The following is a 15,176-nucleotide window of genomic DNA, read 5'->3' as shown; positions in this document are numbered from 1 at the left end:
ACGAAAGAGGCAATGCGGTCGCCCCGCATCGCCCGTCACATCCTTCGGACCAAGTCGGATCGACATTCAGCGACGCCTCTCCGTCCCTCGCCCCTCGTAGAGGGGAGAGGGTTGCGCAGACTTGGTCTTTGCTAGAGCAAAGGCTTAGTCGGAGCTGGGTGAGGGGTGGGCGCTCGCTCCGCGAGCGCGCGAGCCTTTGGGCTCGCTCAACCCCTCACCCAAGCTGCGCTAGCCAGCAGGCTGGCAAGCTTCGCTAACCCTCTCCCCTGTCCAGGGGAGAGGGAAGAAGAAGCAATACTGAATGTCGATCCGCCGTAGCGCTTACTTGCCGCGCAGCGTGTTGAGCAGCGCGATGCCGACCACGCCGCCCAGCGCGGCCGAGGCCAGCGGACGCTCGCGGACGAAGTCGCGGACCTGATCGAACAGCGGACGCACCGCCTGGTCGACACTGGTCTTGGCGTCGCCGAAAGCCTTCTGGGTCTTGCCGCCCAGCTGTTCGCCCTTGCCTTCGGCCTGCATGGTCTTGTCGCCCAGCACGCCGCCCAGGCCTTCCTTGACCTGACCGCCGAAATTGGTGGCTGCGCCGTCGATCGTGTCGGTGTTCATGAAATTTCTCCTTTCACGAGGCAGGAATGATTGGGGCGTCAAACCCGCAAGGCCGCCGATGTTTCCGAAACGGCCGCGATGGAGAGCCGGGATCGACCGGCGCGCGTCGTCGCGCCCTTTCCCCATCCGCCCGGCGTCGCTACATGCACGGCGATGGTCGCCGACCCCCTTGCCAAGCTCCACGAAGTTTTCGGGTACAGCCAGTTCCGGGGTGTCCAGGAACAGGTGGTCGACCGTGTCCTGAACCGCCAGCGGACTCTGGCGGTGATGCCGACCGGCGCGGGCAAGTCGCTCTGCTACCAGCTTCCCGCCGTGATGATGGACGGATGCTGCGTCGTGGTCAGCCCGCTGATCGCGCTGATGCACGACCAGTTGCGCGCGGCCGAGGCGGTCGGCATCCGCGCCGCCACATTGACCAGCGTCGACCAGAATCGCGCCGAGACGGTCGCGCGCTTCCGCGACGGCCAGCTCGACCTGCTCTATGTCGCCCCCGAACGCGCGTCGTCGGGGCATTTCCGCGAGCTGCTGGGCTCGGCACCGCTCAGCCTGTTCGCGATCGACGAGGCGCATTGCGTCAGCGAATGGGGCCACGACTTCCGCCCCGATTATCGCCTGCTCGAGCCGTTGATGGATGCGTTCCCCGACGTGCCCCGGCTCGCGCTGACCGCGACCGCCGACGCGCATACCCGCGCCGACATCGCCAAGCAGCTGGGCATTCCGGTCGAGGGGATGATCGTCTCGGGCTTTGACCGGCCCAATATCCGCTATGCGATCAGTCCCAAGGCCAATGTGAACTTGCAGATCGCGCGGGTGGTCGCCGACACGCCCGGCCCCGGCATCGTCTATGCCCAGACGCGCGCCGCGACCGAGAAGCTGGCCGAGGCGCTGGCCCGCCCCGGCCGGCCGGTGCGCGCCTATCATGCCGGGCTGGACCCCGCGATCCGCGCCAAGAACCAGGCCGATTTCGTGGCGAGCGAGGATATGGTGATCTGCGCCACCGTCGCCTTCGGCATGGGGATCGACAAGCCCGATGTCCGCTTCGTCGCGCATGCCGGGCTGCCCAAGTCGATCGAGGCCTATTATCAGGAGACCGGGCGCGCGGGCCGCGACGGCGATCCGTCGGTCGCGCATCTCTTCTGGGGCGCGGAGGACTTCGCCCGCGCCCGCCAGCGCATCGCCGAGGTGGAGCCCGAACGCCAGCCCGGCGAGCGCGCGCGGCTGGCGGCGCTGGGCGCGCTGGTCGAGACGGGCGGGTGTCGCCGCCGCATCCTGTTGCGCCATTTCGGCGAGGATTTGCCCGAGGATTGCGGCAATTGCGACAATTGCCTGGGCTCGCCCGATGCGGTCGATGCAACGACGACCGCGCAGAAATTCCTGTCCGCGGTGTTCCGCACCGGCCAGATGTTCGGCGCGGGCTATATCGAGCAGGTGCTGACCGGCCAGTCGACCGAGCGCAGCCTGATGAACGGGCATGAGGCGCTGTCGGTGTGGAATATCGTCGACGGCGACGAGGTGGCGCTGCTCAAGCCGGTCCACCGCGCGCTGCTGCTGCGCGATGCGCTGCGCACCAATCATCATGGCGGGCTGGAGTTCGGCCCCGCCGCGCGCGCGCTGATCAAGGGCGAGGCGCGGCTGTCGCTGGTCGTGCCGCCCAAACGCGAGCGCAAGGGCCGTCGTGCCGCGCCGGTCGCCGCCAACCCGGCGGACAATCCGCTGTTCGAGGCGCTGCGCACCAAGCGGCGCGAACTGGCGCAGGAGGCGGGGGTGCCGCCCTATGTCATCTTCCACGATTCGGTGCTGCGCGACATGGCGGCGCAGCGCCCGACCAGCCGCGCGGCGCTATCGCTGCTGTCGGGGATCGGTGCGCGCAAGCTGGATGCCTATGGCGAAGCCTTTCTGGCGGTGATCCGCGACGCCGGTTAGTATCGCTCGCGTCATGACCTTCACCAGCCCCGCCCCGACCCTGACCACCGAGCGACTGATCCTGCGTGGTCACCATCCCGACGATCTCGACGCGCTGGCGGCGATGTGGGCCGATCCGGCGGTGTACGGCATGATCGGCGGCAAGCCCCGCCCGCGCGAGGATGTGTGGATTCGACTGCTTCGGTCGGTCGGATGCTGGACGGTGTTCGGCTATGGCGCCTGGGTGGTATGCGACGGGGCGACGGGCGATGTGCTGGGCGATATGGGCCTGCTGGAATCGCGCCGTGCGATCAGGCCCGAACTGACGGTGCCGGAGGTGGGGTGGACGCTGGTCCCGGCGGCCCATGGTCGGGGCTATGCGGCCGAGGCAATGCGCGCGGTGCTCAATTGGGCGGATGCGCGAGGCATCAGGCGAACCTGCTGCATCATCGATCCCGGCAATGCGGCGTCGATCGGCCTGGCGGGCAAGCTGGGTTATGCGGCGCCGGTCGAGGGGGTGTATCACGACCGGCCGATTCGGATTTTCCAGCGGGGGTGAGACGCCGACCGACGCTCGGCCCATTCCTTCCCTGGAAGGGGAGATGGCAGGCCGCAGGCCTGACGGAGGGGTATCCCACTCTCGATAGGGTGACACCCCTCCGCCAGCTTCGCTGCCCCCTTGCAGGAGAGGAAGACGGAAGTCCTTCGACCGCGCTTGGCCTGGACGGCATGCGGTATGGCTTGTGCGGAGAGGAGATTTCCGACCGAAGGCCGCTTCTCGTCACCGACGGTGCGTCAGGGGCGACGGACGAAGAGGCACCGGACGCCGACGCCCGCTCAAACCTCTCTGCGCCTTCGCGCCGCCGCGCGAACAAAAGGCCCCGCGCCCGACGTTGGCGGTTCAAGCCCCGCCTCCAATGGGTTACACTGCCCCCGTGACGCTTGCCCTGATCCTTTCCGCCATCGCCATGACGCTGATCGTCGGCGTGCGCTATCTGCTCGCCTCTGGCGCGTTCGCGCTGGCGACCAGGGCGCGGCATCCCAACCTCTATGCCGGGCTCGACCCGCAGATCCGCCGCGAAATCTGGTGGAGCCTCGCCTCCGCCGCCATTTACGGGGTGCCCGCCGGGATCGTCGCCTGGGGCTGGCAGAATCGCGGGTGGACGCGAATCTATGCCGATGTCCATGCCTGGCCGCTCTGGTATCTGCCCGTCTCGGTGCTGCTCTATCTGATCGCGCACGATACGTGGTTCTACTGGACGCATCGCTGGATGCACCGCCCGGCGATCTTCAAGCGCGCCCATGCCGTCCATCACGCCAGCCGTCCGCCCACCGCCTGGGCCGCCATGGCCTTTCACCCGATCGAGGCGGTGACCGGTGCTGTGGCCATTCCGCTACTGGTCTTCGTGATTCCGATCCATGTCGCCGCACTCGGCTTGGTCCTGACGATCATGACCGTTATGGGCGTCACCAACCATATGGGGTGGGAAATCTTTCCCCGCTTCATGTGGCAGGGGCACCTGGGGGGGTGGCTCATTACCGCAAGCCATCACCAACGGCATCATGAGCAATATGGGTGCAACTATGGACTCTATTTCCGCTTCTGGGATCGACTGTGCGGGACCGACCGGGGTCTTGGCGATTTCGAACGCGCCCATGCGCAGGCGGCGCGCCGCGTTGCGGGGGCTGGCGCTGGTCCTGGCCGCGTTGCCGCTGATGAGCGCCGCACCGGTTAGTCGACTGGACATCGGCATCGACCAGATGCGCTCGGCCAAGGGAATGATCCGCCTCTGCCTGACCGCCGATCCGGACAATTTCCCCGCCTGTGTCGATGATGCGCGCGCGATGACGCGCTCGGTACCGGCGGGGCAGAAGGCCTTGCACCTCGACGGCCTGCCGCATGGCGATTACGCCGCCGCCGTCATCCATGACGAAAACGGCAATGCCAAGCTGGACACGCTGGCCGGCATCCCGCGCGAAGGCTTTGGTTTCTCGCGCAATCCGGCGATCCGCTTCGGCCCGCCGCGCTTCACGGCCGCGCGGTTCACCCTGGATTCTGTTGCCGAAACACAACAGATTCGGATGCGTTACATTTTCTGAACGGCGGAACCGGAGCGAAATCCTCACCCTGGCGTTCCATTTCGGATAATCCAATCGGGGAGTTTTCCGTCTTGCGTTCATTTTCGCGCCTATCGTCGCGCGTCATCGCCCCGCTGGCCGTCGCGGGCGCGCTGTCCCTGGCGGCGCCTGCCCTGGCGCAGGACACGACCGTCGCCACCAATCCCGCCGCCGCCGAAATGGCGGGTCAGCTCGGCAAGAACACCATCACCATCGGTCTGGGTGCGGCCTATCTCCCGGATTATGAGGGGTCAAACGACTATTCCTTTTCGCCCGCCCCCGCTGCGCTGGCCTATATCGACGGGCACACGATCACGCTGATCGGCAACCGCCTGTCGGTCGACCTGATCGGCGACAAGAACAACCGTGACTGGGATTTCCAGGCGGGGCCGATCGGCGTCGTCAATCTCGATCGCACCGCCCCGTCGCGCATCGACGATCCCCGCGTCCGCGCGCTGGGCAAGATCGGCGCGGCGGTGGAACTGGGCGGCTATGTCGGCATCGGCAAGGTCGGCGTGGTGACCAGCCCCTATGACCGCCTCTCCGTTTCGGTCAGCTATCGCCACGACGTGACCGGCGTGCACGACAGCGGCATCTGGCAGCCCTCGGTCAACTATTTCACGCCGCTGTCGACCAAGGCGGCGGTCGGCCTGTTCGCCACGGCGGAACATGCCGGGCGCGGCTATGCCCGCCGCTATTTCTCGATCGACCCGAACCAGAGCGTGGCGAGCGGCCTGCCGGTCTACAATGCCCGGTCGGGGTGGAAGGACTGGTCGGTCGGCGGGCTCGCCACCTATTCGATCACCGGCAATTTGCTGAAGGGTTGGAAGCTGGTCGGCGGCGTGACCTATGGTCGCATGGTCAATGATTTCGCCGACAGCCCGATCGTCTCGCAGGCCGGTTCGCGCGGCCAGTGGCTCAGCGCGCTGGGTGTGGCCTATACCTTCTGAAAACCCCCTCCCCCACGTGGGGAGGTACAGGCGAAGCTGGTCGAGGGGTGTTGCGCCGTCGAGGGCGTGACACCCCCTTAGCTTCAGGACCTCGGAGATAGCCGCCTCATTCCTGCGGGCATTCCCCGGGCTGGGTTACCGGGGCACCACCCATATACCATTGGCTGCGGTCGCCCATCGTTTCGCGGTCATGATAGCAGACCCGCGCGCTGGACGCCTTGGTATCGACCTCGACCGTCCAGTTGTTGTCGGCGCAGTCGTGCGGGGTACAGCCATGCGCCGCGATCACCTGCTCGCCCTTGCGGAAGATCGGCACCGTCACCGCCCCGCGCGACATGATCCGCTGAACCAGTTGCTGGTTCCCCACGGCATCGTGCAGCGCGCTTGCCACCTCGGTCCGGTCGAAGAAGGTCACGCCGTCCACGGCGTCATTGGGATAATGGCCGATATAGGCGGTCAGCGGATTGACCTGCGCCACCCCGGCGATCGGCGTGGGTCGGGCGGTGCCGGGGGGCGTGAAGTTGCCCGGCGCGACATCCGAATCGGCCTCCTCCGCCTTCCCGCCGCACGCCGCCAGCGCCAAGGCCAGCGCCGGTGCCAGCAGGGCCATAGGGGCAAGGAAGGCGAAACGGCGCATCTCTCTCTCCTGAATCAATTGCTTTTGGCGGGAACGCTTCGACGGCATGGCCGGTTGCCAATACATGACAGCCTTCCCCGCCCCGGATCCCGCGCTGAACCGCTTCGTCGCGGCCCAGGCGGACAGCTTCGCCACTGCCATGGACGAATTGCGTGCGGGACGAAAACGGAGCCATTGGATGTGGTTCATCTTTCCCCAGATCGCCGGGCTGGGCCGCAGTGCCACCGCGCAACATTATGCGATCCGCGATGCGAGCGAGGCGCAGGCCTATTTGGCGCATCCGATCCTGGGGCCCCGCCTGCTGGACGCGGTTCGCACCGCCATCGCCGCACCGGGATCGGCAGAGGCGGTGTTCGGCGGGATCGATGCGATGAAGCTGCGTTCGTCGCTGACGCTGTTCGCGGCAGTGGCCGACGACCCCACACCGTTCCGCGCCGGGTTGGACCGGTTCTTCGGCGGAGTTGACGACGAGGCGACGCTGGCGAGGCTCGACCGGCGCGCATGATGACGCGCATCATCGCTGAGCCTGTCGCCAGGTCGATCACTCGCCAGTCCACTCACTTGATCGTGACGGGCCCGGGGCCGGTTACGCTGGCCGACTGATCGGCGGTCAGCACGATCGTCCATTGCGTGCTGTTGTCGCAGACCGCATTCCAAGTGGGATTGCCGTTGACCGCCGCCGCTTCCTTCATAGCGGTAACCGACTGGCAGCCGGCACCGCTCGGGCCGGCATCGCGGATCGCGCGGAACAGGACCCCGCGACGCTGCCCCTCGGGCAAGGCGCGAATCTTGGCGCCCAGCGCATCGGCGCTCATCACGCTGCCATTGCTTATGGCGGCGGTCGTGTTGGCACCGGTCGGCTCGGTCGAGGAACCACAGGCCGCCAGCGGCAATGCGGCCGTCATCACGGCGAGGGTGATCGTCGAACGCTTCATGACCATGATCCTCCAAAAGGCTCCCCGGCCGACAGGTTGACGACCGTATCGGGTGCATAACGATTATCCGCCAAGCCGGTTGCGCGGCAATCGCACGAGAGGCAAGAGGAAGCGATGAGCGACATCCGTCTGGATCCAAGCTGGCTGGCCGTCCTGCGCGACCAGTTCGACGAGCCCTATATGCAGGCGCTCAAGACCTTCCTGGCCCAGGAACGCGAGAGTGGCCAGCGCATCTTCCCCCGCCCGTCCGAATGGTTTCGCGCGCTCGACCTGACACCGCTGCCCGAGGTGCGCGTCGTGATCCTGGGGCAGGACCCCTATCATGGCGAGGGCCAGGCGCACGGCCTGGCCTTCTCGGTCCAGCCGGGCGTTCGCCCGCCACCCAGCCTGGTCAACATCTACAAGGAGATGGCGACCGACCTGGGCATCGCCCCGCCCGGCCACGGCCTGCTCGACCATTGGGCGCGGCAGGGGGTGCTGCTGCTCAACTCGGTGCTGACCGTGCGGATGGGCCAGGCCGCCTCGCATCAGGGGCGCGGGTGGGAGCGATTCACCGACGCGGTGATCCGCGCCGTCGCCGCCAAGCCCGAGCCGGTCGTCTTCATCCTCTGGGGCGCCTATGCCCAAAAGAAGGCGGGGTTCGTTCGCGAACTGGGCGCGGGGCGGCACTGCGTCCTGACCTCGGTCCACCCCTCGCCTTTGTCGGCACGCGGCGGCTTTTTCGGGTCGAAGCCCTTTTCGCGCGCCAATGCCTTTCTGGTTGAACATGGCCGCGAGCCGATCGACTGGGCGCTGCCGCCGTTGTCCTGATCTGTAATAGCTATGGCATCAGTTTCTGCGAGCGCGCATAGGGGCCGCCATTTCGCAGATATGATAAGGACCAACGGCGATGGCCGACGAAGACTATGTCTATGACGAAGCGACCGGCGAATGGATCAGCGCATCCGACGCCGCCGCCAAGGCCGGTTCGGTCGGCGAGGATGATGCGGTGGTCGTCCGGGACTCGGTCGGCAATGTGCTGAGCGACGGGGATCAGGTGACGCTGATCAAGGACCTGACCGTCAAGGGCGCAGGCCAGACGCTGAAGCGCGGCACGCTCATCAAGTCGATCCGCCTGACCGGCGATGCACAGGAAATCGACTGCAAGTTCGACGGGATCAAGGGGTTGGTCTTGCGCGCGGAGTTTGTGCGGAAGCGGTGAACCTTGACATTGGACAGGTGATTGTACAATTCTACACGTATGCAGGCTGTCTCCTATTCCGAAGCGCGCGAGAATCTGAAGGCGATGATCGACAAGGTCGTCGCCGACCGCGCCCCCGTGGCGATCACCCGCCAGCGGGGCGAAGGGGCTGTGCTGATCTCCGCCAGCGAATGGGCGTCGATCGAAGAGACGCTGTACCTGCTGCGCTCGCCCAAGAATGCCGAGCGCTTGCTGGACGCCGTGCGCGGCTTTGAAGCGGGCGACGAAGGTGTGCCCTTTCCGTGAGAGTGACGTTCTGGCCGACGGCGTGGGACGATTATCGCCATTGGCAGGAACACGACACCAAACTCTGCGACAAGCTCCATGCGCTGATCGAGGAATGTCGCCGTCACCCGTTCAAGGGGACCGGCAAGCCCGAACCGCTGTGCGGCAACCTATCCGGCTGGTGGTCGCGCCGGATCAGCCATGAACATCGTCTGGTGTACCGGGTGGCGGGCAGCCGCGACGAGCAGGTGCTGCAAGTGGCACAGTGCCGGTATCATTATTGAGCCGACGTCATACGACGTCGACTCAACATTTTACTTGTCCTCGTTATTGTCCACCGGGATGCGGAATGCTTGCCCGTTAGGCTTGCAAATCCGCTTCCCGTTCCGAAGCGTGATGCACTGACGGAAGATATACGTCTTGCCGTCGTCACGCATTGCCTGATCGGCCATGGAACGTCTCCGTGATTGGATTGGGGTTGACCCAACCGTCGGAGCGTGCGATTCTCAGTATTCCACTACAGAGGTTTCGCGTCGCATCGACGTTGAGCCATCGGGAAGGCCGGCCGAAAGGTCGGCCCTCTTCGCTTCTCCGGCATTGCCGGGCTTCCATGTTGACCTTTCGGGCACTCCTTAATAATCTGATAACCCGACTCATACATACATTACGCAGCACTCACGTCAACACTCTTTCGAGTCCAAATCTTGCAAGGTGTGACTTTTAGGCCCTATTAGGCATTGGCTGCGAGGGAATGAGCATGGACGAGCTTCTGCGCCAAGCATATGAACGCCGAGAGAGACTCCGCCAGGAACTCAAACTCGTAGAAAATCTCATTGCGGATTATCTACGACTCGAGGCTCACACTCTCAATCGCGCAAAGCCCGCTAATTATGAGCTATCCCTGGAAGCACCTGCGTCCACGCGTCAGCGCTTGACGGGCGCAGAGCTGAACAACGTGATGGATGCGGCCGAAGCGGTTATCGCCGAGGCGGGCAAACCGCTATCGCGCAGTGAGCTGATGGATCGGCTCGAAAGCCAAGGGTTTCATTTTCCAGGCACCGACAAAACCAAGGTTTTCGGCACAAACCTTTGGCGTTCAAAGCGCTTTTTGAATTTGAAGGGAATAGGATATTGGCCGAAAGGGGTTCCCCTTCCGGCCAAATATCAATCCGCCGAAAAGCGGCATTCAATGTTGTCTGATCCAGACTGATCAAACAGCCTCACTCTGCCGGAAGGTAAACCTCTCCGCCCTTCTCGCGGAATTTCTCGCTCATCTCCTGCATCCCCGCCTCGGCATCCTCGGCCGCGACGAAGGTTTCGACCGGGGCGTTCTGCTTGGCCGCGAATTCCCGAACCTCTTGGGTAATCTTCATCGAGCAGAATTTCGGGCCGCACATCGAACAGAAATGCGCGGTCTTGGCGCCCTCCGCCGGGAGAGTCTGGTCGTGGTAGGATTCCGCCGTGTCGGGGTCGAGCGACAGGTTGAACTGGTCGCGCCAGCGAAACTCGAAGCGGGCGCGGCTCAGCGCGTCGTCGCGCATCTTGGCGGCCGGGTGCCCCTTGGCCAGATCGGCGGCATGGGCGGCCAGCTTGTAGGTCACCACCCCGACCTTCACGTCGTCGCGATCGGGCAGGCCCAGATGCTCCTTGGGCGTGACGTAGCAGAGCATCGCCGTGCCGTACCACCCGATCATCGCCGCGCCGATCCCGCTGGTGATATGGTCGTAGCCCGGCGCGATGTCGGTGGTCAGCGGCCCGAGCGTATAGAAGGGCGCCTCGCCGCACGCCTCAAGCTGCTTGTCCATATTCTGCTTGATCTTGTGCATCGGCACATGGCCGGGGCCCTCGATCATCACCTGCACGTCCTGTTCCCAGGCGCGCTTGGTCAGCTCGCCCAGCGTGTAGAGTTCGGCGAACTGCGCCTCGTCATTGGCGTCGGCGATCGCGCCGGGGCGCAGGCCGTCGCCCAGCGAATAGGCGATGTCGTACGCCTTCATGATCTCGGTGATCTCGTCGAAGCGTTCGTAGAGGAACGACTCCTTGTGATGCGCCAGGCACCACTTCGCCATGATCGAGCCGCCGCGCGACACGATGCCGGTGACGCGCTTGGCGGTCAGCGGGATATAGGGCAGGCGCACGCCCGCATGGATGGTGAAATAGTCGACGCCCTGCTCGGCCTGTTCGATCAGCGTGTCGCGGAAGATTTCCCAGGTCAGTTCCTCGGCGATGCCGCCGACCTTTTCGAGCGCCTGATAGATGGGAACCGTGCCGATCGGCACGGGCGAGTTGCGGATGATCCATTCGCGCGTGTCGTGGATGTTCCGCCCCGTCGACAGGTCCATGACCGTGTCCGCGCCCCAGCGGATCGACCAGACCAGCTTGTCGACTTCGGACGCCACATTGGAGGCGACCGCCGAATTGCCGATATTGGCGTTGATCTTGACCAGGAAATTGCGGCCGATCGCCATCGGCTCGGATTCGGGGTGGTTGATGTTGTTGGGGATGATCGCCCGGCCGCGCGCCACTTCGTCGCGGACGAATTCGGGGGTTACATAATCGGGGATGCTCGCGCCGAAGCTCTCGCCGTCGCGGACATAGTCCTTGAGCATCTCGCGGCCCAGATTCTCGCGGGTCGCGACATATTCCATCTCGGGCGTGATGATGCCGCGCCGGGCATAGTGCATCTGGCTGACATTCATGCCCGGCTTGGCGCGTAGCGGGCGATTCAGCCCGGTGCGCGGGAATTGCGGCACGCCGCCCGACCGGTCGGGGCCGAGCTGGCCATTATCCTCGGGGCGGATTTCGCGGCCGTCATAGGCCTCGACATCGCCGCGCCCCTCGATCCAGGCACGGCGGCGCTGGGGAAGGCCCGCCATGATGTCGATGCGGGCGTTCGGATCGGTGTACGGGCCGGACGTGTCATAGACGCGAAGCGGCGGCTCGCCCGAGGACGGGTCGAGATGGATTTCGCGCATCGCGACATCCAGCGGTCCGACATGAATCTTCTTCGACCCACGAATGGGGCCGGTGGTGACGCCAATTTCAGCCTTTGCGGGAATATCTGCCATAGTCCACTCCATGCGGAGGAAGCGGACCATGAGAGATGGGGCCGCTCCCTCCCTACGCCGGTGTCAGCCGGATCAGGTTCAGCGGGTCGGGGGCTCTTGCCCCCCTCTCAAGCGCAGGCCAGCGCTCCCCCGGGGATAGTCCCTGCATAAGCGGATTTGCGACGGATAAGAAGCGGTTTTGCGCGGAGCGCCCCATCGCCGGGGCGAACGACAAAAAAAGCCCCGATCGGGCAGGGGAAGACGGCCGACCGGGGCAGGGATCCTTGGGAAGGATAAAGGCGATCAGCCGCTGGCGGCGCTGGTCCGGACGTTGCCGTTCAGGCCGTTGGGGAAGAAGCCGCCGCCGGTCACCGCCGCCTTGTTCAGATACACGATGTTCAGCACCTGCTGCGGCGTGCGGGTGAAGGCGATGGCATTGGCATCGGCGGGCACGATATTCGCCACCTGCTGCCCATTGACGGTCGCGACGATCCCCTGATCCAGATCGGTCGAGCCATCAAGGCTGTCGCGTGCATCCGAAATCTGGCCCGCCGCGGTGATCAGCGACGAGGTGGTCAGCCCCTTGCGATACAGGACCGAGCGGACCAGCCCTGCATGATAGGCCTCTGCCGCATGGATGCCCGCCGCCGCCTCGACATAGGTCTTGTTGCTCAACAGGGTGACGCCGCCCATATAGGCGGTCACACCGACATCCTCGAAGATATAGGCCGCGAGCAGGAAATTCTCGTCCGAGGCATAAGGGTCGAAGGTATCGTTCGCGCCGATCACACCGGCGGCACGCGCCGCCGCGGTGAAGGCGCCATTGGCATCGCCCGACAGGTTGATCGCCGGTTGCGCCACCGCCGAAGTGCCGAGCGCGGTGCGCAGGAAGTTGACGTGCGCGATCTCGTCCAGGGCGATCTCGCGCGCATATTGCGCGACGATCGGGTCCTTGAACGCGACCCCGCGCGGCTGGCCGCTCGTGCCGGTCGCGACCGCGCCTTGCGTGCCCGTACCCGTCTGGAACGACGCGGCAAGGCCCGTGTTGAAAGCGGCATAGCTGTAGAATTGCGCTTCCAGATATTCGAGCTGAAGCGCGAAGTTCAGCACGTCGGCATCGGTCACCGAACCGGTCGGGGCGGTGGTCGGCGTCGGGGTGGGGACGACGATCACGTCGTCATCGTCATTGTTGCAGGCGCCCAGCATCGCCAGCCCGCCCACGGCCCCCGCCCCGGCGGCCATGCGCATGAACCGGCGGCGATCGGCCCGGCGCTTGGCCGAGGCTTCGTCGATGACGTCGAGAATGAAGCGTTCTTCGCTCATGATGATAATCCTCTCGAAACGAGGAAAAAGGGATTAGTTCGCCGCGCTGGCGCGCAGGGTGCCGTTCACGCCCGCCGGGAAGAAGCCCCCGAGCGTCGCCGCCGCATTGTTCAGATAGACGATGTTGAGCACCTGCTGCGGCGTCCGGCTGAACGCGATGCCGTTATTGTCGAGCGGCACGATGTTGGACACGAGCTGACCATTGACGGTCGTCTGCGCGATCCCCTGGTCGAGATCGGTCGAGCCGTCCAGACTGTCGCGGGCATCCGAGATGCGGCCTGCGGCGGTGATCAGCGAGGACTGCGGGTTGGTCATGTCATAGCCGAGGCCGTAAAGCGTCGTGCGGACGATCGCGGCATGATAGGCCTCGACCGCCAGGATGCCCGCAGCGGCCTGAAGGAAGGTCTTGTTGCTGATCAGGGGCGACGCCCCCTTATAGGCGGTCACGCCGACATCCTCGAAGATATACGCACCCAGCAGGAACGCGGTGGGCGAGGCATAGGGGTTGAAGGTCTCGTTGGCACCGACCACGCCCGCCGCGCGAGCCGCCGCCGTGAACGGGCCATTGGCATCGCCGGAGATGTTGATCGCCGGTTGCGCCACGGCGGCGCTGCTCAGCGCGGTGCGCAGGAAGGCGACATGGGCGGCTTCGTCGGCGGCAATCTCGCGCGCATATTGGCCGATGATCGCGTCGCCGCTGTTGCCGGTCGCGAAATTGACCTGCGCGCCGCCGGTCACCGCACCCTGCGTGCCCGTACCCGTCAGTTGGTTGGCGGGCAGGCCCGTGCCGTTGGCGGCATAGGCATAGAATTGCGCTTCGAGATATTCGAGGTTCAGCGCGAAGTTCAGAATATCGGTGTCGGTAATCGCTGCCTGCGCTCCGGCCCGGCTGGTCAGGGTAAAGGCGGTCACGCCCGCCGCCGCCGCGCCGATCGCCGTCTTGAAGAAGTCGCGCCGCCGATTGCGGCGCTCGACCCGCGCGTCGAACGCGTCGAGCAATTGTGCGCTTTCCGTCATCATGCTCCTCCCAGTAAGGAACCAAGATGAGAGCTTCTGTATTTGAGTTACCGTCAGAAGATCTCATAAAGGGGTATGGCCGAAGACTTCGCATGCAAAGTTTTCGGCCGAACCATGAAGCGAAACGTGACCCCGAAAAAAAAGACGCAACTTTTGTTAAATAAATGCTTTTGCCATAAAAATTGTAGGCAGGCCGCTTACGGAGCCAGCCTGACCGATTGCGCCTCCGCCAGATAGACCGCGAACAGTTCGTCCGGGTCGCTCCATTGCGCTACGGGTGTCCACCCGCCGGCGCGCAGCAGGATGCGGGCGTCACGCGGGCCGTATTTATGGCTGTTCTCGGTATGGATGGTCTCACCCGCCGCCATGGCGAAGGGGCGACCCTCGACGGTGAAGTCCACGTCGCGCTCCGCCGACAGATGCATTTCGATCCGCGACCGGTCGTCGTTCCACACCGCACGATGACGGAAGGCCTCGACCGGGATGGTGCCGTCGAGTTCGCGATTGATCCGGTCGAGCAGATTGCGGTTGAAGGCCGCCGTCACCCCCTGGGCATCGTCATAGGCGGGAACGAGAATATCGGTGGGCTTGGCGCGGTCCATCCCGATCAGCAGCATCGCCCCCTCGCCCAGCGATCCGCGCATCGCGCGCAGCAGGTCGGTCGCCATGGCGGGCGTCATGTTGCCGATGGTCGAACCGGGGAAGAAGCCCAGCTTCGGCGCGTCCGCCACCATCGCGGGCAGCGTCAGCGGACGCATGAAATCCCCCTCCAGCGGATGGATGGGAAGATCGGGAAAGGCCTGTTGCAGATTGCGGGCGGATTCGCGCAGGAAGTCGCCGGAAATGTCGATCGGTATATAGGCCGAAGGCTCGACGCAGCGGAGCAGAACGGGTGTCTTCGTAGAGGAACCCGATCCGAACTCGACCACCGCGCGCCCCTTGCCGACATGCGCGACCAGTTCGGGGCACATGGACTTCAGGATCGCGGTTTCGGTGCGGGTGGGATAATATTCGGGCAGGTCGGTGATCGCCTCGAACAATTCCGAACCGCGCCGGTCATAGAACCAGCGGGCGGGAATGGCGCGCGGGCGACGCTCCAGTCCGGCAAGCACGTCCGCGCGGAAGGCGGGGTCGGCCAGGGACATCTGCCCGTCCTCGATCTCAGGCTTCAACATG

The 15,176-nt window shown here is 65.0% G+C and carries 19 protein-coding genes, 1 pseudogene and 1 riboswitch; of the genes and pseudogenes, 12 read left to right on the top strand and 8 right to left on the bottom strand.

The genetic code is table 11. The features are described from left to right. Positions 1–321: 321 nt before the first annotated feature. On the bottom strand, positions 322–606 hold the full coding sequence (locus NZL82_RS13330) for a CsbD family protein (RefSeq protein WP_261270242.1): 285 nt from the start codon (positions 604–606) through the stop codon (positions 322–324). A 153-nt stretch (positions 607–759) separates the two neighbouring features. Here NZL82_RS13330 and recQ point away from each other — a divergent pair, with 153 nt between their 5' ends. From recQ to NZL82_RS13305, 6 genes and pseudogenes are all read left to right on the top strand, one after another. Next, entirely contained in the window at positions 760–2,529 is a 1,770-nt protein-coding gene (recQ, locus tag NZL82_RS13325) for a DNA helicase RecQ (protein WP_261270383.1), read from the top strand. 13 nt (positions 2,530–2,542) lie between these two features. After that, positions 2,543–3,067: a GNAT family N-acetyltransferase gene (locus NZL82_RS13320; protein ID WP_261270241.1), complete on the top strand. Its 525-nt coding sequence runs from the start codon at positions 2,543–2,545 to the stop codon at positions 3,065–3,067. Positions 3,068–3,425: 358 nt separating this feature from the next. Next, on the top strand, positions 3,426–4,244 hold the full coding sequence (locus NZL82_RS13315; RefSeq protein ID WP_261270240.1) for a sterol desaturase family protein: 819 nt from the start codon (positions 3,426–3,428) through the stop codon (positions 4,242–4,244). Next, a complete protein-coding gene (locus NZL82_RS13310) occupies positions 4,165–4,608 on the top strand; it encodes a DUF2141 domain-containing protein (RefSeq protein ID WP_261270239.1) in 444 nt (147 codons plus the stop codon). Before NZL82_RS13315 ends, NZL82_RS13310 begins: the two co-directional genes overlap by 80 nt. Before the next feature lie 79 nt (positions 4,609–4,687). Further along, positions 4,688–4,798 (top strand): annotated as a pseudogene (locus tag NZL82_RS19840) (hypothetical protein); the annotation flags it as partial. Next, complete coding sequence (locus NZL82_RS13305; protein WP_405051379.1) at positions 4,746–5,576, top strand: MipA/OmpV family protein; 831 nt, start codon at positions 4,746–4,748, stop codon at positions 5,574–5,576. The pseudogene NZL82_RS19840 and the gene NZL82_RS13305, both read left to right, overlap by 53 nt. 106 nt (positions 5,577–5,682) lie before the next feature. Here NZL82_RS13305 and NZL82_RS13300 read toward each other — a convergent pair whose 3' ends face one another. After that, positions 5,683–6,213, bottom strand: coding sequence for a hypothetical protein (locus NZL82_RS13300; protein WP_261270237.1), 531 nt, complete (start codon positions 6,211–6,213; stop codon positions 5,683–5,685). Between the two features lie 64 nt (positions 6,214–6,277). Between NZL82_RS13300 and NZL82_RS13295 the strand changes: the two genes are divergently transcribed. Continuing rightward, the gene (locus tag NZL82_RS13295; RefSeq protein WP_261270236.1) at positions 6,278–6,718 is read left to right on the top strand and encodes a DUF1810 domain-containing protein; all 441 of its coding nucleotides are present in this window, start codon (positions 6,278–6,280) and stop codon (positions 6,716–6,718) included. Between the two features lie 52 nt (positions 6,719–6,770). Here the strand turns inward: NZL82_RS13295 and NZL82_RS13290 are convergent, their stop codons facing one another. After that, positions 6,771–7,148 carry a hypothetical protein gene (locus NZL82_RS13290; RefSeq protein ID WP_261270235.1) on the bottom strand — a complete coding sequence of 126 codons (378 nt, stop codon included), beginning with the start codon at positions 7,146–7,148 and terminating at the stop codon, positions 6,771–6,773. 114 nt (positions 7,149–7,262) lie between these two features. Here NZL82_RS13290 and ung point away from each other — a divergent pair, with 114 nt between their 5' ends. The 4 genes from ung (at position 7,263) to NZL82_RS13270 (ending at position 8,897) form a co-directional block, all read left to right on the top strand. Then, on the top strand, positions 7,263–7,958 hold the full coding sequence (gene ung / locus NZL82_RS13285) for a uracil-DNA glycosylase (RefSeq protein ID WP_261270234.1): 696 nt from the start codon (positions 7,263–7,265) through the stop codon (positions 7,956–7,958). Between the two features lie 79 nt (positions 7,959–8,037). Next, positions 8,038–8,349: an alkylphosphonate utilization protein gene (locus tag NZL82_RS13280; RefSeq protein WP_261270233.1), complete on the top strand. Its 312-nt coding sequence runs from the start codon at positions 8,038–8,040 to the stop codon at positions 8,347–8,349. Between the two features lie 39 nt (positions 8,350–8,388). After that, a complete protein-coding gene (locus tag NZL82_RS13275) occupies positions 8,389–8,634 on the top strand; it encodes a type II toxin-antitoxin system Phd/YefM family antitoxin (RefSeq protein WP_056435832.1) in 246 nt (81 codons plus the stop codon). Further along, positions 8,631–8,897, top strand: coding sequence for a Txe/YoeB family addiction module toxin (locus tag NZL82_RS13270; RefSeq protein WP_261270232.1), 267 nt, complete (start codon positions 8,631–8,633; stop codon positions 8,895–8,897). The genes NZL82_RS13275 and NZL82_RS13270 overlap by 4 nt, the downstream gene beginning before the upstream one ends. Positions 8,898–8,927: 30 nt before the next feature. On the opposite strand, the gene NZL82_RS13265 is transcribed toward NZL82_RS13270, so the two are convergent. Next, positions 8,928–9,065: a hypothetical protein gene (locus NZL82_RS13265; RefSeq protein WP_261270231.1), complete on the bottom strand. Its 138-nt coding sequence runs from the start codon at positions 9,063–9,065 to the stop codon at positions 8,928–8,930. A gap of 305 nt (positions 9,066–9,370) precedes the next feature. On the opposite strand from NZL82_RS13265, the gene NZL82_RS13260 reads away from it, so the two are divergent. Continuing rightward, positions 9,371–9,823 carry a hypothetical protein gene (locus NZL82_RS13260; protein WP_261270230.1) on the top strand — a complete coding sequence of 151 codons (453 nt, stop codon included), beginning with the start codon at positions 9,371–9,373 and terminating at the stop codon, positions 9,821–9,823. Between the two features lie 10 nt (positions 9,824–9,833). Here the strand turns inward: NZL82_RS13260 and thiC are convergent, their stop codons facing one another. The 4 genes from thiC to egtD all read right to left on the bottom strand — a co-directional run bounded on the left by thiC (position 9,834) and on the right by egtD (position 15,175). Next, entirely contained in the window at positions 9,834–11,681 is a 1,848-nt protein-coding gene (gene thiC, locus NZL82_RS13255; RefSeq protein WP_261270229.1) for a phosphomethylpyrimidine synthase ThiC, read from the bottom strand. Between the two features lie 32 nt (positions 11,682–11,713). After that, positions 11,714–11,822: riboswitch (TPP riboswitch) on the bottom strand. Positions 11,823–11,963: 141 nt separating this feature from the next. Then, a complete protein-coding gene (locus NZL82_RS13250) occupies positions 11,964–12,983 on the bottom strand; it encodes a ferritin-like domain-containing protein (RefSeq protein ID WP_261270228.1) in 1,020 nt (339 codons plus the stop codon). 33 nt (positions 12,984–13,016) lie between these two features. Then, the gene (locus NZL82_RS13245) at positions 13,017–14,000 is read right to left on the bottom strand and encodes a ferritin-like domain-containing protein (RefSeq protein ID WP_261270227.1); all 984 of its coding nucleotides are present in this window, start codon (positions 13,998–14,000) and stop codon (positions 13,017–13,019) included. 197 nt (positions 14,001–14,197) lie between these two features. Next, entirely contained in the window at positions 14,198–15,175 is a 978-nt protein-coding gene (gene egtD / locus NZL82_RS13240; RefSeq protein WP_261270226.1) for an L-histidine N(alpha)-methyltransferase, read from the bottom strand. Position 15,176 lies beyond the last annotated feature (1 nt).

The organism is Sphingomonas sp. LC-1 (genome assembly GCF_025371035.1).
GTDB lineage: Bacteria > Pseudomonadota > Alphaproteobacteria > Sphingomonadales > Sphingomonadaceae > Sphingomonas > Sphingomonas sanguinis_E.
The sequence above is the reverse complement of the archived record's forward strand: the minus strand, read 5'-3'. Positions and strand labels throughout refer to the sequence as shown.